Source organism: Streptomyces sp. NPDC056738, assembly GCF_042790435.1.
Lineage (GTDB): Bacteria > Actinomycetota > Actinomycetes > Streptomycetales > Streptomycetaceae > Streptomyces.
The window spans coordinates 304,568-324,329 of the sequence record NZ_JBHTZF010000002.1; the positions used below are offsets into that span (position 1 = coordinate 304,568).

The window sequence follows — 19,762 nt, forward strand, 5'->3', positions numbered from 1 at the left end:
CGGGCCCCACCGGCGCGTCGCACTCCTCCCGGCCGGCTTACCCCGGCACCACTGACGCACGTCCGTACCCTTCCCAGACCGGTCCTCACCACGGAGTCACAGGGCCTCCGCGAGCCGACCAGCCGGTCCCGCCCTGGACTGTCGTGCCGTTCCTCGACGGAGAGGACGCTCCATGTCCCCCGAGGTACCACCACCGACCCGACGCGCCCTGCTGCGGGCGGGCGCCGGCGGCCTGCTGGGCGCCGCGGTCGGAGGCTGCGGGTTCATGCCCGCCAGAACACCCGACGACAAGGACCTGGCCCCGGTCCGCGCACGCGTCGACGGCGATCTCGTCTACTTCAACTGGGCCGACTACGTCGACCCGTCCGTCTTCAAAGGGTTCGAGAAGGAGTACGGCGTCAGCGTCGTCCAGTCGAACTTCGACTCGATGGAAGGCATGGTCGCCAAGCTCAACGCGGGCAACCGCTACGACATCGTCTTCCCCAGCGCCAAATGGGCCCAGCGCCTGGCTCGCGGCGGCCGGCTGCGCCGGATCGACCACACGCAGCTCAGCCACGCCAAGGACGTGTTCGGCGCCCACTCCTACTTCGCCGACCCCTGGTACGACCCCGGCTCCGCGCACACCGTCCCCTTCACCGCCTACAAGACAGGCATCGGCTGGCGGCGCGACCGGATCGGCGAGCTGACCGGATCCTGGAAGGACCTGTGGAGCGACCGGGCCAGGGGCAAGGTCTTCCTGCTGGACGACCGTGACGAGGTCCTCGGCATGGGAGCCCTGGAACTCGGCCTCGACGTCAGCACCGGCGACCCGGGCGACCTCGACCGCATCACCGACCTGCTGGGCACCCTGCGCCCACGGCTGCGCGGCTTCTCCAGCGACAGCTACAACAACCTGCTCAACGGCAACGCCGTCATGACCCAGGCCTGGAGCGGCGACATGGCCGCCATGCTCAACCAGGCCAAGGACCCCTCCGTGTTCGGCTTCCAGGCGCCCAAGGAGGGGACACCGATCAACTCCGACTGCTACGCCATCCCCTGGAACGCCCCGCACCCCGGCACCGCGATGCTGTTCATCGACTTCATGCTCCGGCCGGAGAACGTGAAGAAGAACATCGAGTACATCGGCTACCCCATGCCGGTGGCCGGCTCCGAGAAGGTCTACGCCGAACTCGTCAAACCCTTCCCCGAGTGCCTCGTCACCGAGGCCGACCTCAAGGCCGACCTGTTCTTCCGCAACGGGAGCCACGCGGCCGAGGACGCGCGCGACACCGCCTGGACCCATGTGAAGGCGGGCTGAGACATGACACCGACGCCTCCCCCCTCGCGCCCCGGCCGCGGCCCGGACGCCACCGGCACCCGCATGTGGACCTGGTTCATGCTCCCCGGCACCCTGTGGATGACCGGGTTCCTGATCGCCTCCCTGGTGCTGGTCGCCGTCCTCACCGTCGGCACCACCGACGAACTCGGCAACCCCCGCTTCGGGTTCGACCTCTCCAGCATCCGAGCCCTGGCCGACCCCGCCTACACCGAGGTACTGGCACGCTCCCTCGGCTACGCCCTGCTGACCTGCGTGATCTGCCTGCTGATCGCCTACCCGGTGGCGTACACCATCGCCCTGCACGGCGGCCGCTGGAAACACGCGCTCATCGCCGCGATCGTCGTGCCGTTCTTCGCCAACTATCTCGTGCGCATGTATGGCTGGTCGGTGGTCCTGTCCGACGACGGACCGCTGCTGCGGGCCCTGCGCGCCGCGGGACTGGCCGACGGCGACACGAAGATCCTCAACACCGGCGTCGGCGTGATCGCGGGACTCGTCTACGGATTCGTCGTCTTCATGATCATCCCGCTGTACGCGGCCCTGGAGCGGCTCGACGTCTCCCTCATCGAGGCCGGCCGCGACCTCTACGGCGGCCCGGTGCGGACCTTCCTCCACGTCACCCTGCCCGCCACCCGGCAGGGCGCGGCGGCCGGACTGGTCCTCGTCTTCCTGCCCGCCATGGGCGACTTCGTCAGCGCGCAACTGATGGGCGGACCGGACCAGATCATGATCGGCAACCTCATCCAGGACAAGTTCTTCCAGGGCCAGAACTGGCCGCTCGGATCCGCGCTCACCCTGCTGCTCATGCTCGTCCTGCTGGTCGGGATGCTCGGCTACCTCAGGCGCACCCGCAAGGACGAGGCGGAGGCCCGCCGATGACCCAGCTCAGCCCGCCCACCACCACCGCGGCCCCCGCCACCGACCGGCCCGCCGCACGCACCCGCACCCGGCGCGGCCGCGCCGACCGCAAGCCCCGCGTCCTCGTCGCCGTCACCGCCCTCTTCTTCGCGCTGCTCTACCTGCCCATCGCCGTGGTGACGCTGTTCTCCTTCAACTCCCAGAAGTCCCTCACCGTCTTCAGCGGGTTCAGCCTGCGCTGGTACCGCGCCTTCGTCCACGACGACGTCCTGATCTCCTCGCTGGGCACGAGCCTGCGCATCTCCCTGGTGGCGACGGCCGGCTCGATCGTCCTCGGCGTCGCCCTGGCCCTCGGACTGGTCCGGTGCCGCACCCGGCTCGGCTCCCTGGCCGGCCTGATCATGCTCGTACCCCTGATCACCCCCGAGATCGTCACCGGCGTCGCGTCGATGCTCCTGTTCAAGGGCCTGGGCGTGACCCTGTCCACCGGCACGGTGATGGTCTCGGAGATCACCTTCTCCATCTCCTACGTCACCGTGATCCTCCGCTCCCGGGTCGCGGCCCTGAACCCCGAGGTGGAGGAGGCCGCGATGGACCTCGGGGCCACCCGCTGGCAGGCGGTCCGCCTGGTCACCCTGCCCGCCCTGCTGCCCGCGGTGCTCGCCGCCGCCGTACTGATCTTCGCGCTCGTCTTCGACGACTTCGTCCTCGCCTACTTCACCACCGGCGTCGACCCCCAGCCGCTGTCGGTGCGGATCTACTCGGCGATCCGCTTCGGGGTGCAGCCCACCATCAACGCCGTCGGCACGCTGATGCTCGCCGGATCCATCGGCCTGATCGCCCTGGCCCTCTTCATTCCGCGCCTGTTCGGCCGCCGCGGCGGCCTCGACATCCTCTCCGGGAGCTGACCCATGGACGAGACCCACGCCGTCCGCCTCGCCGGCGTCTCCAAGCGGTTCGCGGACACCTACGCCGTCCGCGACCTGAACCTCGACATCGAGGCCGGCCTCTTCTTCTCCCTGCTCGGCCCCTCCGGCTGCGGCAAGACCACCTCACTGCGCATGATCGGCGGCTTCACCGATCCCACGGAGGGATCGGTGCTGCTCGCGGGCGAAGACGTGACCGCGCTGCCCCCGAACAAGCGCAACGTCAACACCGTCTTCCAGAGCTACGCCCTGTTCGACCACCTCAGCATCGCCGACAACGTCGCCTTCGGCCTCAAGCGCAAGGGCGTCGAGAAGGCGGAGATCCGGCGCCGCGTCGGCGAGATGCTGGAACTGGTCCAGCTCGACGGCTTCGCCGGGCGCAAGCCCCGCACCCTCTCCGGCGGCCAGCGCCAGCGCGTCGCCCTCGCCCGCGCCCTGGTCAACCGGCCGGCCGTCCTCCTGCTCGACGAACCGCTCGCGGCCCTCGACCTGAAGCTGCGCCGCCAGATGCAGGTGGAGCTCAAGCAGATCCAGCGCGAGGTCGGCATCACCTTCGTCTTCGTCACCCACGACCAGGACGAGGCACTGACCATGTCGGACCGGATCTGTGTCATGAACGAGGGCCGCGTCGAGCAGTGCGGCACCCCCGAGGACGTGTACGAGCACCCCGCCGGCCGCTTCGTCGCCTCCTTCATGGGCACCTCCAACCTGATGACCGGCACCTACCGCGGCGGCGAGGTCACCCTCGACCAGGGACCCGCCCTGCCCGTCGGCCCCCGAGCCGCCATCGCCGACGGCACCTCGGTCAGCGTCTCCGTACGCCCCGAGAAGGTCTGGCTGTCCGACTTCGAACCGGGCATGCCGGTGCTGCGCGGAGTCATCCGCGAGACCGTCTACTGCGGCCCCACCACCACCTATCTGATCGAACTCGCGCCCGGCGTCACCCTGTCCGTGCTGGAGCAGAACACGGCGCGCGCCCGCATGGAGGACCGCTGGAGCGGCGGCGAGACGGTCGAGTTCGGCTGGCGGCCCGAGCACTGCCTCGTCCTCGCCTGACCGCCCCCACCCGATCTGAAAGCGAAACCGATGCATCACGACGTGATCGTTCTCGGTGCCGGGCTGGCCGGGCTCGCCGCCGCCCGGGACCTGGCCGCCGCCGGCACCGACGTACTCGTCCTGGAGGCCAGGGACCGGGTCGGCGGCCGGGTCGAACAGGCTCGCCTCCCCGACGGCCGTACCGTCCAGCTCGGCGGGGAGGTCGTCGGCCGCGCCCACACCGCCTACCTCGACCTCGCCGCGGAACTGGGACTGAAGCTGGTGCCCAGCTACGTGGCCGAGCCGGGCCGGATGGTCCGCGCCACGCCGGAGGGCAGCTCCGCCGGTGAGCCCCCGCACTGGTTCGGCGACGGCGACGCGGCCCTCCACGCCCGGCTCGGCGCCGAGTTCGCCGCCCTGGCCGCCACCGTCGACCCCGGCGACCCCTGGTCCCACCCGGACGCGGCCGCCCTGGACCGGCTGTCCGTGGGTGCCTGGCTGCGCTCCCGGCACGCCACCCCCGCCGTCGTCCGCCTGTGGGAGATCGGCCAGCTGGCCCTCGCCGGAGGCTCCTACGAGCGGATCTCCCTGCTGGCCGCACTGCGCAAGAGCGCCGTCGTCCCCGCGTCCGGCCCGGGCGACTACGACTACGACGACTGGGAAGGGCTGCGGCTCGCCGAGGGCTCGGCGTCCCTGGCCGAGGTGATGGGCCGCGAACTCGGCCCCCGCGTTCGCCTCGGCTCACCCGTCGCCGCCCTCGACGTACACCCCGGCCGCTGCACCGTCCGCCTCGTCACCGGCGAGGTCCTCACCGCCGGGGCCGTGGTGAGCGCCCTGCCCGTGGGACCGCTGCGGTCCGTCGCCGTCAGCGGCGTGAGCGAGGCGCGCCTCGCCTCCCTGCACCGGCAACGGCAGGCGACGGCGGCCAAGTTCGCCGCCGTCTACGACCGTCCCTTCTGGCGCGCGGACGATCTGAACGGCCTCTCCGAGTCCGAGGGCGTCCTCGGCAGCACCTGGCCCCAGAACGAGGGCGTCCTGTCCGCACTGGTCCCGCCGGAGCGCTACGGCGTCCTGCTGGGCACCCCGCCCCACTTGCGCACCCCCGAACTGCTCGCCGAGATCGCCGGCCTGTACGGCGACGAGGCCCGCCGACCGCTCGCCTGCTACCTGCGGCTGTGGGGCAGCGACCCCTGGACACAGGGCTACGTCACCCAGTGGCCGCCGGGCGAGGTGATGGCCGTGGGGCCGTCGCACGGCACCCACGAACCCCCGTTCTACGTCTGCGGATCCGACCAGTGGGTCGCCGGATACATGGAAGGCGCCGTCCGCACCGGCCGCGCCGCAGCGAAGGAGGCACTGCTCCGTGGCTGACAACGCCCGCCCGGCAACCGTCCTCAACCACATCGGCGGCAAGGAGACACCCGCCGCGTCGGGCGCCACCCTGCGCCTGATCGACCCGGCCACCGGACGCCTCCACGGCACCGCTCCGCTCTCCGGCACCGACGACGTCGACGACGCCTGCCGCGCGGCCGAGAACGCCCAGCACGTGTGGTCGGCCACCACCCCGCAGCAGCGCCAGGGCGCGCTGCTGCGCATCGCCGACGCGCTGGAGCGGCACGCCGACGCCGTGGCGAGCGCCGAGGTCGCCGACACCGGCAAACCCCGTGCCCTCTTCCTCGCCGACGAACTGCCCGCGATCGCCGACGTGCTGCGCTACTTCGCCGGCGCCGCGCGCAACCTGCCCGGCGCCGCGGCCGCCGAGTACACCCCCGGCCGCACCTCCGTGCTGCGCCGGGAACCCATCGGCGTCTGCGCGCAGATCACCCCGTGGAACTACCCGCTGATGATGGCCGTGTGGAAGATCGCCCCAGCGCTCGCCGCCGGCAACACCGTCGTCCTCAAGCCGTCCGACAGCACGCCCTCCTCCGCCACGCTCCTGGCCCGGCTGGCCGCCGAGCACCTGCCGCCCGGTGTACTCAACGTCGTCTGCGGCGACCGTGACACCGGCCGCCTGCTGGTCGCCCATCCCGCCGTGCGGCTCGTCGCCCTCACCGGGAGCGTCCGCGCCGGACAGCAGATCGCCGCGGCCGCGGCCGCCGACCTCAAACGGCTCCACCTGGAGCTCGGCGGCAACGCACCCGTGCTGATCCACGAGGACGCCGACCTGGACGACGCCGTAGGGCAGCTCTCGTCGCTGGCCTTCTACAACGCGGGCCAGGACTGCACCGCCGCCACCAGGGTCCTGGTCCACCACCGGATCCACGACGCCTTCCTCGACGCCTTCGCCGAACGGGCCGCCCAGCAGGTCCCCGGCGGCCCCGACGACCCGGACGCCGACTTCGGCCCGCTCAACAACGCGGCCCAGCTCGCCTCCGTACGCCGTCTGCTGGAGACCCTGCCCGACCATGCCGAGGTCGTCACGGGAGGCGTGCAGCTGGACCGGCCCGGGTACTTCCACCAGGCCACGGTGGTCGCGGGGGTGCGCCAGGACGACGAGATCGTGCAGAGCGAGGTGTTCGGTCCGGTCGTGACGGTCCAGCCGTTCACCGACGAGTCCGAGGCCTTCGAACTGGCCAACGCCGTACCGCAGGGACTCGCCGCCAGCGTCTGGACACGCGATCACGACCGGGTCATGCGCGCGAGCCGCGCCCTGCGCACCGGGATCGTCTGGGTCAACACCCACGGCACCACGGTGTCGGAGATGCCGCACGGAGGCGTACGGCACTCCGGTCACGGCAGCGATCTGTCGCTCACCGGGCTGCTCGACTACACGCAGGTCAAGCACGTCATGATGTGACGGGCCGCCTGGGTGCGCCAGGTGGTGGCCCCCGAGCTGACGGCCGCCCTGGACGAGATCGGCCGGGGTGCGAACACCCCGGCCGACAGAGGTTTCCGGGACACGCCCTAAGGTTTCGTGCCCTCCGGGAGACTAGGCCGCCTTGCTGGCGCCCCCGCGGTGTCCCCGGACGATCTCCGCGTAGCGGTGACCGCTGCCCTTGATCGTGCGCACCTGCGTCTTGTAGTCGACGTGCACGAGCCCGAACCGCTTGTCGTAGCCGTACGCCCACTCGAAGTTGTCGAGCAGCGACCAGGCGAAGTAGCCGGCCAGCGGAGCACCCTTGCGGACCGCCGAGGCGCAGGCCGCCAGATGCTGTTCGAGGTAGGCGACGCGCTCCGGGTCGTCCACGGTGCCGTCGGGACGTACGACGTCCGGATAGGCGGAGCCGTTCTCCGTGACGTACAGCTTGCGGGCGCCGTACTCGTTCGTCAGGCGCAGCAGCAGACGTTCGATCCCCGCGGCCTCGACCTCCCAGTCCATGGCCGTGACGGGCACGCCGGTCCGGCTGATCTGCCGCGCGTACGGGGCCGGACCGGTCGGGTCGTCGACCACGTGGGACGGGAAGTAGTAGTTCAGCCCCAGCCAGTCCAGCGGCGCCGCCATCGTCTCCAGGTCCCCCGCGACCTCCGGGAGTTCGACCCCGTAGACCTCGACCATGTCGGCGGGGAAGCCGCGGCCGTGCACCGGGTCGAGCCACCAGCGGTTGGTGTGCCCGTCCTGCCGCTTCGCCGCCGCGACGTCCTCCGGACGGTCGGTGGCGGCCACGATGCTGCCCAGGTTGTTGACGATGCCGATCTGCGCTCCCGGCACGGCCGCGCGGATCGCCTGCGTGGCGAGACCGTGCCCGAGCAGGAGGTGGTACGAGGCGCGGACGGCGGCCGTGAGATCGGTCAGGCCGGGGGCCATCCGCCCCTCCAGGTGGCCGATCCAGGCCGAGCACAGCGGCTCGTTGAGGGTGGTCCAGTGCTGGACGCGGTCGCCGAGCCGCTCCGCCACCGCCGAGGCGTAGGCGGCGAGGTGGTGCGCGGTGTCACGGGCGGGCCAGCCGCCCCGGTCCTGGAGCACCTGCGGCAGGTCCCAGTGGTAGAGCGTGACCGAGGGCGTGATGCCCGCCTCCAGCAGACCGTCGATCAACGCGTCGTAGTAGTCGAGGCCCTTGGCGTTGACCGGGCCGTCGCCGCCCGGCATCACCCGGGGCCAGGCGACGGACAGCCGGTAGGCGTTGGTGCCGAGCCGGCGCATGAGATCGATGTCCTCGCGCCACCGGTGGTAGTGATCGCAGGCGACGTCCCCGTCGTCGCCGTTGTCGATCTTGCCGGGCGTGTGCGAGAACGTGTCCCAGATGGAGGGGGAGCGGCCGTCCTCGGCCACGGCACCCTCGATCTGATAGGCCGACGTGGCCGTGCCCCAAAGGAAGTCCTCCGGGAGGGCGGCAAGGTCGATGGTCACTGAAGTCCCTTCGTCGTCAATGGTGTCGATGTCCTCGGCGGGGCCGGTCACTTGACGGCTCCCGCCGTGAGCCCGGCGACCAGATAGCGCTGGAGCAGCAGGAAGCCGGCCACCACGGGGACGCTGACGACCAGCGAGGCGGCCATGATCTGGTTCCAGTACACGTCGTTGAGCGTGGAGTAGCCCTGGAGGCCGACGGCGAGGGTCCGCGTGGCGTCGTTGGTCATCACCGACGCGAACAGCACCTCGCCCCAGGCGGTCATGAAGGCGTAGACGGCGACCGCGACGATGCCGGGGATGGCCGCCGGGACGACGACACGGAAGAGCGCCCCGAGCGGCCCGCAGCCGTCCACCAGCGCCGCCTCGTCGAGATCGCGCGGCACCGAGTCGAAGTACCCGATCAGCATCCAGATCGAGAACGGCAGCGAGAAGGTCAGATACGTGAGGATCAGACCGCCGCGCGAGCCGAACAGCGCGATCCCGGTGGCGTTGCCGATGTTCACGTAGAGCAGGAACAGCGGGAGCAGGAACAGGATGCCGGGGAACATCTGGGTGGACAGCACGGTGACCGTGAACACGCGCTTGCCGCGGAAGCTGTAACGGCTGACGGCGTAGGCGGAGAACACGGCGATCACGACCGAGCAGCCCGTGGCCGCCCCGGCCACGATCAGCGAGTTCACGAAGTACTTCGCCAGCGGCACCGTCGACCAGATGTCGATGTACGGCCGGATGGTCAGCCCGCTCGGCAGCCAGCGGAACTTCCCCGAGACGTCCGCGAGCGGCTTGAGCGAGCTGGAGACCATGACGTACACGGGCACCAGGACGAAACCGCTGAGCAGGGTGAGGAAGATCCGCCGGGACCACAGGAAGGACCGCGGCGGGGCCATCGGGGAGCGGGGCGTGGTGGAGGTGCTAGACATCGGCCGTCTTCCTTCCCCGGGAGGTCAGCAGCAGGTAGGCGCCGGTCACCACGAGCAGGAAGAGCAGCAGCAGCACGGACATCGCCGAGCCGGTGCCGAAGTTCCAGGTGACGAAGGAGGCCTGGTAGATGTGGACCGAGATGAGGTCCGCCGCGTCCGGGGCGGTCTTGCCGAACAGGACGAACGGCGTGTTGAAGTCGTTGAACGTCCACAGGAACAGCACCAGCACCAGCACCTGGTTGACCGGACGCAGCGACGGCAGGGTGATGCGGCGCAGTTGCTGCCACAGACCGGCGCCGTCCAGGGCGGCGGCCTCGTACAGCTCGCCCGGGATGTTCTGCAGCCCCGCCATGACGATCAGGAAGGCGAACGGCCAGCCCTTCCAGACGGACACGGTGAGCAGCGCGTAGAAACTGTTGTCGCCGATCAGCCAGAAGGACGGCTTGTCGGTGAGGTGGAGCTGGTCGTGCAGGACGTGGTTCACCAGGCCGTTGTCGTGCTGGAACATGAACACCCAGGTGATCACGGCCGCGTAGACGGGCAGCGCGTACGGCACCAGGAACAGGGCCCGCAGCACACCCCGCCCCACGAAGTTGTCCTGCATGTAGATCGCGGCGGCCGTGCCGATGAGCCAGCACAGACCGACCGAGAGCAGCGTGAAGGCGATGGTGACGAAGAAGGAGTGCAGCAGCGCCTTGCCGACCGGCTCGTCGAAGTGCACCGACACCGAGTAGTTGTCGAAGCCGGCCCAGGGCGCCGTGCCCCAGTCGCGGATGTAGAACTGCGTGAGCTCCTTGAAGCTCATCACGATGCCGATCACCATCGGCACCAGGTGCACCAGGAGTTCGAGGACCAGCGCGGGCAGAAGCAGCAGGTAGGGGAGTCCGATGCGCTTGATCCGCCCGGTGCGGCGCGGGCCGCGCGCCGCACCGGGGGAGCTCTTGCGCACCGTCCGCTCGCCGGGTTCGGCGGAAGCGGCGGTCGTGGTGGTCATGACGGTGTCCGCACTCACTTCTTCGGCATCTGCTGCTGGGCCTTCTCGAGCGCCGCCTTCACCGACGCGGTGGTCACCGCGCGACCGGCGGCGGCGTCCGCGAACAGGCTCTTGACGGCGGTGCCGACCGCGGTCTCGAACTGGGACTCGTCGGCGACCTGCGGAAGGGCGGCGGCGCTCTTGGCCAGGGTGTCCTTCAGAACCGCGTTCGAGGGGGAGTTGAACGCGGTGTCCGTCTGGGCGGTCTTGACCGGCGGGATGGAGCTGTAGGCGCCGTTGAGGATCTTCTGCTCGGCGTCGCTGGTCAGGAACTTCACGAACTTCGTGGCGCCGTCGAGGTTCTTGGTGTTCTTGAACACGGCGAGGTTGATGCCCGCGACCATCGAGTTGACGTTGGTGCCCGTGCCCGGGGTGCCGGACTGCACGGGGACCGGGGCGATGCCGTACGAGTCCTCGGCCATGCCCTGCGACTTGAGGTTGGCGGCCGCGGACTGCCACAGCAGCATGGCGTTCTTGCCCTTGGCGAAGTCGCTCACCGACTGGTTCTGCGCGTACTCCGCGTTGCCCGGGGCGATGATCTTGTCCTTCGCCATCAGGTCCACGTACTGCTTCACCGCGGCGACGGCACCGTCGTTGGTGAAGTCCGCCTTGCCGTCGGCGGTGAAGAAGTCGGCGCCGTGCTGCTTGGCGAAGACGAAGGCGTGGTGGATGTTCTCCGAGGCGTTGGAGCCCTCGGCGCCGAGGCCCCACTTGCCGTTCTTCGAGAGCTTCTTGCCGTCCGCGACCAGCTCGTCCCAGGTGGCCGGCGGGTTGGCGATCCCGGCGTCGGCGAACATCTTCTTGTTGTAGTAGAGCGCGTACGCCATCGAGTACAGCGGCACCGCGGCGGGGTCCTTGCCCTCGGCGCCCGTCGAGCCGAGCGCGGAGTCGACGAAGCGGTCCTTGCCGCCGATCTTGTCGAAGTTCTTCGCGTCCCAGGGCAGCAGCGCGCCGGTGGCCTGGAGCGAGGCGCTCCAGGTGTTGCCTATGTTGAGCACGTCCGGGCCCTGGCCCGAGGTGGTGGCGGTGAGGATCCGGTTCAGCAGGTCGGACCAGGGCACGACCTCCAGCTTCACCTTGATGCCGGTCTGCTTCTCGAACTTGGCCAGCTCGGGGGCGAGCGTCTTCTTGTCGATCTCGATGCTGGCGCCCTGGTTGGACGCCCAGTACGTGAGTGTCTTCGGCGAGGCGTTGGACCCGCCGCTCGACGAGCCGCCGCCACAGGCGGTCGCGGCGGTCAGCAGAGAGATGGTGACCGCACCTGCGGCCGCGGCTCGGATTCTGCGCATGGCTGCTTATGTCCCTTTCCCGGAGGGAGTCATGACGGCGTCCGCGTTCACTTCCCGAACGACCCTCATGGCTTAATTTAGGACGTGAGTTAAGACCCGGAAGAAAGTCGCGTCAAGGGATCGCGCAGGGGTATCTTGCAGGTCGGGCATGCCGGAAGGGACTTCACATGGCGGGGCGGAACGGTCGGACAGTGCGTGACCTGCGGCGGGGCAACCGGACCGCCGTACTACAACGGTTGTATTTCGACGGCCCGATGAGCCGCTACGAACTCGGTCCCGCGACCGGGCTGAGTTCCGGATCCATCAGCAACGTGGTCGCCGAACTCGTCGCCGACGGCCTCGTCGAGGAGGCCGGAAGCGTCGACTCCGACGGCGGACGCCCCCGCACCCTGCTGCGTGTCGTGCCCGGCAGCGGCCACATGATCGGCGTCGACGTCGGCGAGACCCGGGTCCGGGTCGAGCTGTTCGATCTGACCCTCACCGAACTCGCCCGCACCGAGCGACCGTTGGAACACCCGGGATACGAGACCGACCGGCCGCTGCGGCGTCAGGAGTACGACGTCGACGTCATCGTGGGCCACATCCGCGACGGCATCGCCGAGGTCCTCGCCGAGGCGGACATCGCCCCCGAACAGCTCCTGGGCGTCGGCATAGGAGTGCCCGGCATCGTCGCCCGCACGCCCGAGCAGGGCGCGGTCGTGCACGGCCAGACCATCGGCTGGGACGCCGTCCCGCTGGAGTCCCTGCTCCGCTCCGCCTGCGAACTCCCCGACACCGTCCCGTACTTCGCGGACAACGGCGCCCGCACCCTCGGCCAGGCCGAGATGTGGTTCGGCGCCGGCCGCGGCGCCCGCAACGCGGTGGTCGTGCTCTTCGGCTCCGGTGTCGGCGCCTGCCTCGTCACCGAGGACGTCGAGAACGGCCGGTCCGTCGAATGGGGGCACCTGACCGTCCGCGTCAGGGGCCGCCGCTGCCGCTGCGGCGCCCTCGGCTGCCTGGAGGCGTACGCGGGAGCCGAGGCGCTGCTCGACCGCTGGCGCGAGGAGGGCGGGCGGCCCCCGGAGGGCACGGACGAGGAGACCGCGCTCACCGCGATGCTTGCCGCCGCCTACCCGCCCGAGGGCGCCGAGCCCGACCGCGTCGCGCTCGCCGTCCTGGAGGAGACCGCGGAGTACCTGGGCGCGGGCCTCTCCGACCTGATCAACCTCTTCCAGCCCGAACGCATCCTCATCGGCGGCTGGGCCGGCCTCCAGCTCGGCTCCCGCTTCCTGCCCGCCGTCCGCCGGTACGCCTCCTCGTACGCCCTGCGCTACCCCGCCCAGCACGTCACCGTGGACCTCGGCCGGCTCGGCCCCGACGCCGTCACGGTCGGCGCCGCGATCCTCCCGCTGGCCGACTTCTTCGCCCGCGGCGGCCGGCGCGCGGAGCCCGCGCCGACGGGGCCGTCACCCGCCTGGCGCACGGCCCTGGAGGAACGCGCGCCGCACTGAGCCCGGCACCCGGTACCCCGCGTCCGCATGACCCCCGGGGTAATCGACCCCTTGGCCGCCTCCCGGAACGATGAAGGGCACAGCGACCCGAACGCGCACCACCGGATCCCGGGAGGACCCATGCCGTACTACGCGAGCCCCGTCGACGGCGCCCGGCTGCACTTCGTCGACTACGGCCCCGCCGACGGCCGGGTGGCCGTCTTCGTCAACAGCGCCTACTTCGGCACGGAGATGTGGGAGCACCAGATGCTGCCGCTCGCCGAAGCCGGTCACCGCTGTGTCGGGTTCGACCGGCGCGGGCACGGCCGGTCCGACGACGTCTGGGGAGGATCCGACCTCGACAGCCTCGCCGACGACGTCGACGGGCTGCTCCGGCACCTCGATCTGCGGGAGGTCACCCTGATCGGACACTCCGTGGGGACCGCCGAGGTGGTCCGCTGCCTGACCCGGCACGGGGCCGGGCGGGTGGCGAGGATCGCGCTCGTCGCCGGTCTGGCACCGGGCCCCGCGCGGACCGTGAACCATCCGGGCGGCGTCGACCCGGCGCTCGTCGAGGCGGGCAACCGGGAGTTCCGCCAGGACCGGGCCGCGTTCTTCGCGGACGGCGCCGACGCGTTCTTCGCCCGCGGCCTGCCCGGCAACGACCTCTCCGGGGCGTACGTACGCTCCATGGTCGACCGCTGCCACGGCGCGACCGCGCGGGCCGGAGCCGCCCTCGGCGACCTCGTCGTCACCCTGGACGTCGCCCCCGAACTGGCCGCGATCGACCTGCCCGCCCTGGTCGTCCACGGCACCCACGACGCCTCGGCGCCCCTGGACCTGACCGGCCGCCGGGCCGCGGACCTGCTGCCCGACGGCACGCTCAAGGTCTACGAGAACGCCGGCCACGGCCTGTTCGCCACCCACCGCGAACAACTCACCGCGGATCTGAGGGAGTTCATGGCGGACGACGGCCGCGTGTGACGCTCGGGCGCCGGCGCGGCTCAGCCGAAGGCGTTCACGCCGGTCAGCTCGGCCGACAACTCCCACAGCCGGGCGGCCTGTTCGGGATCGATGGCGTAGGCGCTCACGCCGGTCCGGGTGCCGTCCGCCGGAGCCGGTTCGGCGATGTCGCAGTCCTCGCAGTACACCCCGCCCATGCCGGCGAGCTGGGGCGAGGTCGCGGCCCACACCTGGGTGGCCGCACCCTGCTCGGGCGACTTGAAGCCCTCCGGGTTCAGCGGGGTGCCGTTCTCGTCGATCCAGCCGCGCTCGACCATCTCCGCCCTGGGCAGATGGCGCTGGAGCGGGGTGAGGATGCCGCCGGGGTGCAGCGAGAAGGCCCGTACACCGAAGTCCCGTCCGCGCCGGTCGAGTTCCACGGCGAAGAGCACGTTCGCCGTCTTCGCCTGCCCGTAGGCCTCCCACTTGTCGTAACCGGTCCGCCAGTGCACGTCGTCCCAGCGGATGCCGGAGTTGTGGTGGCCGGCGGAGGACACGGACACGACCCGTGCGCCGCCCGGGGCGATCGCCGGCCAGAGCCGGTTGACCAGCGCGAAGTGGCCGAGGTGGTTGGTCGCGAACTGCGCCTCCCAGCCCGGTCCGACCCGCGTCTCCGGACAGGCCATGACGCCGGCGCTGTCGATGACGATGTCGACGACGCGGCCCGAGGCGAGGAACCGCTCGGCGAAGGCGCGCACGCTGTCCAGGTCGGCGAGATCGAGTTCGTCGGTCTCGGTGCCGTCGATGCCGGCCAGCGCCTCGCGCGCGGTCGCGGGGCGCCGCGCGGGGACCACGACCCGGGCGCCCGCCTTGGCCAGGGCCCGGGTCGTCTCCAGGCCGAGCCCCGAGTAGCCGCCCGTGACGATCGCGAGCTTCCCGGAGAGGTCGATGCCCTCCAGGACGTCGTCCGCGGTGCTCCGGGCGCCGAATCCCGAACCGATCTTGTGCTGTGCAGTGCTCATGCCCGCACGCTACGAATTGGAGCGGACTCGAAGTCAAGCGGACACGGCCGCGGTGGCGCACGGCCGGCCCCGGGACGAGAAAGACCCCGACCGGATGGGGGAATCACGGTCGGGGTCGTCTGTGTGGGCGCCGATGGCGGTCGCCTCGCGGCGAAACGCTCCACAGGGCTTCAGCCGGACGATCGTCCCTGCGGGCTTGGGTGAGGCCCGGGGACACTGTCCCATCCACACCCACGGTTTGTTCAACGGGTAACTACCTGCGGGTGTTCCCCGGATCGGCGCCCTCGACGGTGACGTGCGTCACGGGATCTCCCTGGTCCGGGCCCAGGTGAGCACGTCCTCCAGGGTCCATGTGGTGACCACACGCTCCGGCGGCACCCCGCACTCCTCGGCCCGTGCGCACCCGTAGATCTGCCAGTCCAGTTGTCCGGGGGCGTGCGCGTCGGTGTCCAGGGAGAACAGGACACCCGCGTCGACCGCCCGGCGCAGCAGCCGGCGCGGCGGGTCGAGGCGCTCCGGGCGGCTGTTGATCTCGACGGCCGTGCCGGTCTCCGCGCAGGCCGCGAAGACGGTGTCGGCGTCGAACGCGGACTCGGGGCGACCGCGGCCCGTGATCAGCCGGCCCGTGCAGTGGCCGAGGATGTCCGCGTGCGGATTGCGCACGGCGGCGACCATGCGGCGGGTCATCGGCCCCGCGTCCATCCGCAGCTTGGAGTGCACGGACACGACCACCACGTCCAGTTGCTCCAGCAGCTCCGGCTCCTGGTCGAGCGATCCGTCGTCCAGGATGTCGCACTCGATGCCGGTGAGCAGCCGGAACGGCGCCCAGCGCTCGTTGAGGGCGGCGACGAGCGCCAGTTGCTCGCGCAGCCGCTCCGGCGACAGGCCGTTCGCCACGGTCAGCCGGGGCGAGTGGTCGGTGAGGACCGCCCATGCGTGACCGAGCCGTGCCGCCGTGCGCCCCATCTCCTCGATCGGGCTGCCGCCGTCCGACCAGTCGGAGTGCAGATGGCAGTCGCCGCGCAGCAGCTCCCGCAGGCCCGCACCGCCCTCGACGAGGGGTCCCGAGGCCTCCCGTTCCACCTTCTCCAGGTAGCCGGGCACCTCGCCGGCCAGCGCCTCCCGCACCACCTGCGCGGTCTTCGGGCCGATGCCCTTGAGCGACTCCAGCGTCCCGTTCGCGGCGCGCTCGCGGACCTCGTCGGCGGGCAGCCCGGCGAGCAGGGTCTGCGCGGTGCGAAAGGCCCGTACGCGATACGTGGGCGCCAGGCTCCGCTCCAGCAGGAACGCGATCCGGTCCAGGGCCTCGACGGGGTCCATCGGCACTCCTCCCTGCGGTCGCGTCGGCCGCCGCACGCTTCCCCCAGCGTTGCCCAGCCGTCGCCGGACCGCACGGCGGACGCCCGGGGGCGGGGAGCGCCGGGCTCGCTGGCGCGGTCTCACCCGACCGGGGGAACGCCAGGACGCCCCCTGTTTCGCCGGTGCCCGGCCGCACGGGCGCCGGGCCCTCGGCGCTCCGCCGCTGACCAGCGGGAAGAGCCGAAATCCCCTTACGCTCTAGTCATGACCGAAAGCGCGAGCCCTCACATCTCCCACCCACGGATCATGGTGCTCGGGGTGCAGCCGGGCACGCCGCCGTTCCGGATCATGGAGATCGACGGCGAGATGGTGGGCGAGGCGAAGGCGATCACGGACGTCCTGGAGTACGCGGCCGCGTACGGCATCACGGTCGACGATCTGGACGACCCCGACGTGGTCCGCTGGGTGGGCGGCGACAAGCTCACCTGGCATCCACGCTGACGCGCGCGACCGGGCGAACGGCCCCACGCGAGGGCCCCGGGCGGACGGGCCCCTGGATGTCCTCCACCGGGCCTCGGCCGTGCGAGAGGTCCGGCACGCGGTGCCCCGCCGGACCCCCGGCCACGCGAAAGGGCCCGGCGGGAGTGCCCCGCCGGACCCTTGGCCGCTCGCCCGAGCCGCCCGTCAGCCCACCGTCCACTTCTGGTTGGCGCCACCGGTGCACGTCCAGATCTGCAGCCGGGTGCCGTTGGCCGAGTTGTTGCCCGTGACGTCCAGGCATTTGTTCGCCTGCGGATTCACGATGTCGTGAGCCGCGGTGACCGTCCATTTCTGGTTCGCGCCGCCGGTGCAGTCCCAGAGCTGGACCGTCGAGCCGTCCGCCGTGCCGTTGCCCGTGACGTCCAGGCATTTGCCGAGCGCGCGGATCGTGCCGTCGGCGGACACCGTCCACTGCTGGGCGCCGGTCCCGTTGCAGTCGTAGAGCTGTACGGGTGTTCCGTTGGCGGAGTTGGCGGCGGCCACGTCCACGCACTTGCCCGCGAGGCCCTTGATCGCGCCGCCGGTGCCGCCCGAACCGTCGCTCGTGGTCACCTTCACCTCGTCGACGACGAGTTGCTGCGGGAAGGAGGTGGAACCGTCGGGGTCGCCCGGCCAGTATCCGCCGACCGCGAGGTTCAGGATCAGGAAGAACGGCTTGTTGAACACCCAGGTGTTGCCGCCCAGATCGGCGGGCGTGCGGCGCTGGTAGACCGTGCCGTCGACCGACCAGGTGATCGAGTTGGGCGCCCAGTCGACCGCGAAGGTGTGGAAGGCGTCCGCGAAGGCCTGGCCGTTCGGGAGGGTGTAGCCCGCGCCGATGCCGGCGGAGCCCGAGTAACCGGGACCGTGGATCGTGCCGTGCACGGTGGAGGGTTCGAAGCCGACGTTCTCCATGACGTCGATCTCGCCGGAGTTCGGCCAGCCCACCTGGCCGATGTCGCTGCCGAGCATCCAGAACGCCGGCCACATGCCCTGCCCGCGCGGGATCTTCATCCGGGCCTCGACATGACCGTACGTCGACGTGAACTTCCCCGAGGTGTTCATCCGGGCCGACGTGTACTGGCATGTGCCGTACCAGCACTGGTAGTTGGCGGGGTTCTCCTTGCGGGCCGTGATCACCAGATGGCCCTGGCCGTCGAGCGCGGCGTTCTTGTTGCCCGACGTGTAGTACTGCCGCTCATGGTTGTTGACGTTGTCGCCGGTCTCGAGCTGCCACTTGGAGGAGTCGACGGCCGAACCGGCGGGACCGTCGAAGGTGTCCTGGAACGTCACGGCCGCCGCGGCCGCCGCCGGAGCCGCGTGGGCCGGAGCGGCGGCCACGGAGGCGGAGGCGACGAGCGCGGCGGACAACGCGGCCAGGAGACATCGGCGGAGCAGGCGTGGGGAGTCCATGACTCTCATTTCCGTACGGCCGCCCATGACGGGAGCGCCGACTGAGGTGGGGGGTCGATGGTGGGGGGTCCATGCTTCGCCTCTTGATTTAAGGAGTGAGGAAACGACGTGTCAATACTCTGGTACGGACCAGCAGTTGAGGTCGGGGTCAGGCGCGCGAGCGCTTGCGGGGGTGGACGGCCCGGCCGAGACGGCGGCCCAGGAGGAGGTAACCCACCAGCGCGCCGGTCGTGTTGAGGATGACGTCGTCGATGTCGAAGGAACGGCCGGTGATGAGGGCTCCCTGGACGAGCTCGACCAGGAGCATGACCACCGCCGTGAGCACGACGACGCGCAGGATGCCGCGGGTCTTCGGGAACACCACCGGCATCAGCACGCCGAACGGCACCCCGAGCAGGAGGTTCCCGCCGATCTGCTTGACGGCGTCGCGCAGTTCGGGCTGGTCGAGGTAGGCCCGCAGCGAGGCCCCGGGGTGAAGGTTGTTGTGGATCAGTGCCGTGGACGCCGGTGAGGGCTCCAGGGTCAGCCGGGCCAGCGCGACGGCGAACGCCACCATGGCCGCGAACGCGATCAGCATGGCCAGCAGCCGGAAGGGCAGGGCCAGGGCGCCGGTCTCCCGCGCCGGCTCCGGAGGCGGGGTCCGCTCCGCCGTCCGGCGGCCGAGGAGCGACCACCGCCGCTTCTCCGGCCCGCTCCGGTCCGTCTTCGAGGACCCCTTGCCCCGGTCGGTCTTCGGCGCCGACTTGCCTCGCACGGCCTTCGGCGCGGGCTTCGCCCGGTCCGATCCCGATTTCGGTGCCGGCTTCCGCCGGCCGGCCACGGCCTTGGCGGCGCGAGCGCGCAACGCGGTGCGGACCATGAGACCCTCCCCTTTTCAGCTGTCCTCTGGTGCAGCCCGCTTACCCCGGGCGGCGCCGAGAATGCCCGCCGTTCCGGACCGGGGCGGACTTTGCGACAAGGGGAGGTGTCTCGGGCTTTCAGGCGTCCTTCGCCTTCGCGTAGTCGGTGGCCATGCCCCCGGCGAAGTCGTACACGATGACCTGTTCGTCGCCCACGACCCAGGCGTCGTGTCCGGGCGGGCAGACGAAGACGTCTCCGGGACCCACCTCGCCCTCTCCGCCGTCGTCCATGACCAGGTGCATGCGTCCCTGGACCACATAACCGTTGTGGTGGATCTGGCACGTCTTCGTTCCGGCGATGGGACCGACCGACTCGGACCAGCGCCAGCCCGGCTCAAAGGTTCCCACGGCGAAGTCGAGCCCGCTCATGTGCACCGCCTCGAGGTGGCCCCGCGGGAAGTCGCGTCGCTCGTCGGGCTTGTCCACCGTCTTGATCTCCAGCATGACGGCTTCCTTCCGTTGCCTTCCTCCATCGTCCGCCCGCCGCGAGGGCACTGTCATCCGGAGGAACGCCGCCGTGACGCGCGTCGGC

The 19,762-nt window shown here is 71.0% G+C and carries 18 protein-coding genes; 9 read left to right on the forward strand and 9 right to left on the reverse strand.

Going from position 1 to position 19,762, the window contains the following annotated elements:
* Nucleotides 1-172 precede the first annotated feature (172 nt).
* The 6 genes from ACFRIC_RS05055 to ACFRIC_RS05080 are packed head-to-tail and all read left to right on the forward strand — an operon-like array spanning nucleotide 173 to nucleotide 6,934.
* Nucleotides 173-1,297, forward strand: a complete 1,125-nt coding sequence (locus tag ACFRIC_RS05055) for a spermidine/putrescine ABC transporter substrate-binding protein (protein ID WP_382779535.1) — start codon at nucleotides 173-175, stop codon at nucleotides 1,295-1,297.
* A 3-nt stretch (nucleotides 1,298-1,300) separates the two neighbouring features.
* Entirely contained in the window at nucleotides 1,301-2,197 is an 897-nt protein-coding gene (locus tag ACFRIC_RS05060) for an ABC transporter permease (protein WP_382779538.1), read from the forward strand.
* Complete coding sequence (locus tag ACFRIC_RS05065; RefSeq protein WP_382779540.1) at nucleotides 2,194-3,084, forward strand: ABC transporter permease; 891 nt, start codon at nucleotides 2,194-2,196, stop codon at nucleotides 3,082-3,084. The genes ACFRIC_RS05060 and ACFRIC_RS05065 overlap by 4 nt, the downstream gene beginning before the upstream one ends.
* Before the next feature lie 3 nt (nucleotides 3,085-3,087).
* Nucleotides 3,088-4,158 (forward strand): ABC transporter ATP-binding protein, encoded by a 1,071-nt coding sequence (locus ACFRIC_RS05070; protein WP_382779543.1) that lies wholly within the window; start codon nucleotides 3,088-3,090, stop codon nucleotides 4,156-4,158.
* Nucleotides 4,159-4,188: 30 nt separating this feature from the next.
* Nucleotides 4,189-5,508 (forward strand): flavin monoamine oxidase family protein, encoded by a 1,320-nt coding sequence (locus ACFRIC_RS05075; protein WP_382779547.1) that lies wholly within the window; start codon nucleotides 4,189-4,191, stop codon nucleotides 5,506-5,508.
* Entirely contained in the window at nucleotides 5,501-6,934 is a 1,434-nt protein-coding gene (locus tag ACFRIC_RS05080; protein WP_382779550.1) for an aminobutyraldehyde dehydrogenase, read from the forward strand. The genes ACFRIC_RS05075 and ACFRIC_RS05080 overlap by 8 nt, the downstream gene beginning before the upstream one ends.
* 132 nt (nucleotides 6,935-7,066) lie before the next feature.
* Here the strand turns inward: ACFRIC_RS05080 and ACFRIC_RS05085 are convergent, their stop codons facing one another.
* From ACFRIC_RS05085 to ACFRIC_RS05100, 4 genes are read right to left on the reverse strand one after another with little or no spacing between them, the layout of a single operon-like run.
* Nucleotides 7,067-8,425 carry a GH1 family beta-glucosidase gene (locus tag ACFRIC_RS05085; protein WP_382780800.1) on the reverse strand — a complete coding sequence of 453 codons (1,359 nt, stop codon included), beginning with the start codon at nucleotides 8,423-8,425 and terminating at the stop codon, nucleotides 7,067-7,069.
* A gap of 47 nt (nucleotides 8,426-8,472) precedes the next feature.
* On the reverse strand, nucleotides 8,473-9,345 hold the full coding sequence (locus tag ACFRIC_RS05090) for a carbohydrate ABC transporter permease (RefSeq protein ID WP_382779552.1): 873 nt from the start codon (nucleotides 9,343-9,345) through the stop codon (nucleotides 8,473-8,475).
* On the reverse strand, nucleotides 9,338-10,339 hold the full coding sequence (locus ACFRIC_RS05095; RefSeq protein WP_382779555.1) for a carbohydrate ABC transporter permease: 1,002 nt from the start codon (nucleotides 10,337-10,339) through the stop codon (nucleotides 9,338-9,340). Before ACFRIC_RS05095 ends, ACFRIC_RS05090 begins: the two co-directional genes overlap by 8 nt.
* Before the next feature lie 14 nt (nucleotides 10,340-10,353).
* On the reverse strand, nucleotides 10,354-11,667 hold the full coding sequence (locus ACFRIC_RS05100; protein ID WP_382779558.1) for an ABC transporter substrate-binding protein: 1,314 nt from the start codon (nucleotides 11,665-11,667) through the stop codon (nucleotides 10,354-10,356).
* A gap of 167 nt (nucleotides 11,668-11,834) precedes the next feature.
* Here ACFRIC_RS05100 and ACFRIC_RS05105 point away from each other — a divergent pair, with 167 nt between their 5' ends.
* Both ACFRIC_RS05105 and ACFRIC_RS05110 read left to right on the forward strand, forming a co-directional pair.
* Complete coding sequence (locus ACFRIC_RS05105; RefSeq protein WP_382779561.1) at nucleotides 11,835-13,157, forward strand: ROK family protein; 1,323 nt, start codon at nucleotides 11,835-11,837, stop codon at nucleotides 13,155-13,157.
* A gap of 120 nt (nucleotides 13,158-13,277) precedes the next feature.
* On the forward strand, nucleotides 13,278-14,120 hold the full coding sequence (locus ACFRIC_RS05110) for an alpha/beta fold hydrolase (RefSeq protein WP_382779564.1): 843 nt from the start codon (nucleotides 13,278-13,280) through the stop codon (nucleotides 14,118-14,120).
* Nucleotides 14,121-14,140: 20 nt separating this feature from the next.
* Here ACFRIC_RS05110 and ACFRIC_RS05115 read toward each other — a convergent pair whose 3' ends face one another.
* Together ACFRIC_RS05115 and ACFRIC_RS05120 are read right to left on the reverse strand one after the other, a co-directional pair.
* Nucleotides 14,141-15,100, reverse strand: a complete 960-nt coding sequence (locus tag ACFRIC_RS05115) for an SDR family NAD(P)-dependent oxidoreductase (protein ID WP_382779567.1) — start codon at nucleotides 15,098-15,100, stop codon at nucleotides 14,141-14,143.
* 300 nt (nucleotides 15,101-15,400) lie between these two features.
* The gene (locus tag ACFRIC_RS05120; protein ID WP_382779570.1) at nucleotides 15,401-16,420 is read right to left on the reverse strand and encodes a PHP domain-containing protein; all 1,020 of its coding nucleotides are present in this window, start codon (nucleotides 16,418-16,420) and stop codon (nucleotides 15,401-15,403) included.
* 243 nt (nucleotides 16,421-16,663) lie between these two features.
* Here ACFRIC_RS05120 and ACFRIC_RS05125 point away from each other — a divergent pair, with 243 nt between their 5' ends.
* Entirely contained in the window at nucleotides 16,664-16,900 is a 237-nt protein-coding gene (locus tag ACFRIC_RS05125; protein WP_361675434.1) for a hypothetical protein, read from the forward strand.
* A 183-nt stretch (nucleotides 16,901-17,083) separates the two neighbouring features.
* Here the strand turns inward: ACFRIC_RS05125 and ACFRIC_RS05130 are convergent, their stop codons facing one another.
* The 3 genes from ACFRIC_RS05130 to ACFRIC_RS05140 form a co-directional block, all read right to left on the reverse strand.
* Complete coding sequence (locus tag ACFRIC_RS05130; protein ID WP_382779573.1) at nucleotides 17,084-18,331, reverse strand: ricin-type beta-trefoil lectin domain protein; 1,248 nt, start codon at nucleotides 18,329-18,331, stop codon at nucleotides 17,084-17,086.
* 148 nt (nucleotides 18,332-18,479) lie between these two features.
* Entirely contained in the window at nucleotides 18,480-19,190 is a 711-nt protein-coding gene (locus ACFRIC_RS05135; protein WP_382779576.1) for a VanZ family protein, read from the reverse strand.
* A 118-nt stretch (nucleotides 19,191-19,308) separates the two neighbouring features.
* Nucleotides 19,309-19,674 carry a cupin domain-containing protein gene (locus ACFRIC_RS05140; protein ID WP_382779579.1) on the reverse strand — a complete coding sequence of 122 codons (366 nt, stop codon included), beginning with the start codon at nucleotides 19,672-19,674 and terminating at the stop codon, nucleotides 19,309-19,311.
* Nucleotides 19,675-19,762: the final 88 nt, after the last annotated feature.

Excerpts from the sequence above, each read along its gene's own strand:
- ACFRIC_RS05055 (WP_382779535.1), top strand. The coding sequence starts at position 173 with ATGTCCCCCGAGGTACCACCACCGACCCGACGCGCCCTGCTGCGGGCG.
- ACFRIC_RS05060 (WP_382779538.1), top strand. The coding sequence starts at position 1,301 with ATGACACCGACGCCTCCCCCCTCGCGCCCCGGCCGCGGCCCGGACGCC.
- ACFRIC_RS05065 (WP_382779540.1), top strand. The coding sequence starts at position 2,194 with ATGACCCAGCTCAGCCCGCCCACCACCACCGCGGCCCCCGCCACCGAC.
- ACFRIC_RS05070 (WP_382779543.1), top strand. The coding sequence starts at position 3,088 with ATGGACGAGACCCACGCCGTCCGCCTCGCCGGCGTCTCCAAGCGGTTC.
- ACFRIC_RS05075 (WP_382779547.1), top strand. The coding sequence starts at position 4,189 with ATGCATCACGACGTGATCGTTCTCGGTGCCGGGCTGGCCGGGCTCGCC.
- ACFRIC_RS05090 (WP_382779552.1), bottom strand. The coding sequence starts at position 9,345 with ATGTCTAGCACCTCCACCACGCCCCGCTCCCCGATGGCCCCGCCGCGG.
- ACFRIC_RS05095 (WP_382779555.1), bottom strand. The coding sequence starts at position 10,339 with ATGACCACCACGACCGCCGCTTCCGCCGAACCCGGCGAGCGGACGGTG.
- ACFRIC_RS05100 (WP_382779558.1), bottom strand. The coding sequence starts at position 11,667 with ATGCGCAGAATCCGAGCCGCGGCCGCAGGTGCGGTCACCATCTCTCTG.
- ACFRIC_RS05105 (WP_382779561.1), top strand. The coding sequence starts at position 11,835 with ATGGCGGGGCGGAACGGTCGGACAGTGCGTGACCTGCGGCGGGGCAAC.
- ACFRIC_RS05110 (WP_382779564.1), top strand. The coding sequence starts at position 13,278 with ATGCCGTACTACGCGAGCCCCGTCGACGGCGCCCGGCTGCACTTCGTC.
- ACFRIC_RS05115 (WP_382779567.1), bottom strand. The coding sequence starts at position 15,100 with ATGAGCACTGCACAGCACAAGATCGGTTCGGGATTCGGCGCCCGGAGC.
- ACFRIC_RS05120 (WP_382779570.1), bottom strand. The coding sequence starts at position 16,420 with ATGGACCCCGTCGAGGCCCTGGACCGGATCGCGTTCCTGCTGGAGCGG.
- ACFRIC_RS05125 (WP_361675434.1), top strand. The coding sequence starts at position 16,664 with ATGACCGAAAGCGCGAGCCCTCACATCTCCCACCCACGGATCATGGTG.
- ACFRIC_RS05130 (WP_382779573.1), bottom strand. The coding sequence starts at position 18,331 with ATGGACTCCCCACGCCTGCTCCGCCGATGTCTCCTGGCCGCGTTGTCC.
- ACFRIC_RS05135 (WP_382779576.1), bottom strand. The coding sequence starts at position 19,190 with ATGGTCCGCACCGCGTTGCGCGCTCGCGCCGCCAAGGCCGTGGCCGGC.
- ACFRIC_RS05140 (WP_382779579.1), bottom strand. The coding sequence starts at position 19,674 with ATGCTGGAGATCAAGACGGTGGACAAGCCCGACGAGCGACGCGACTTC.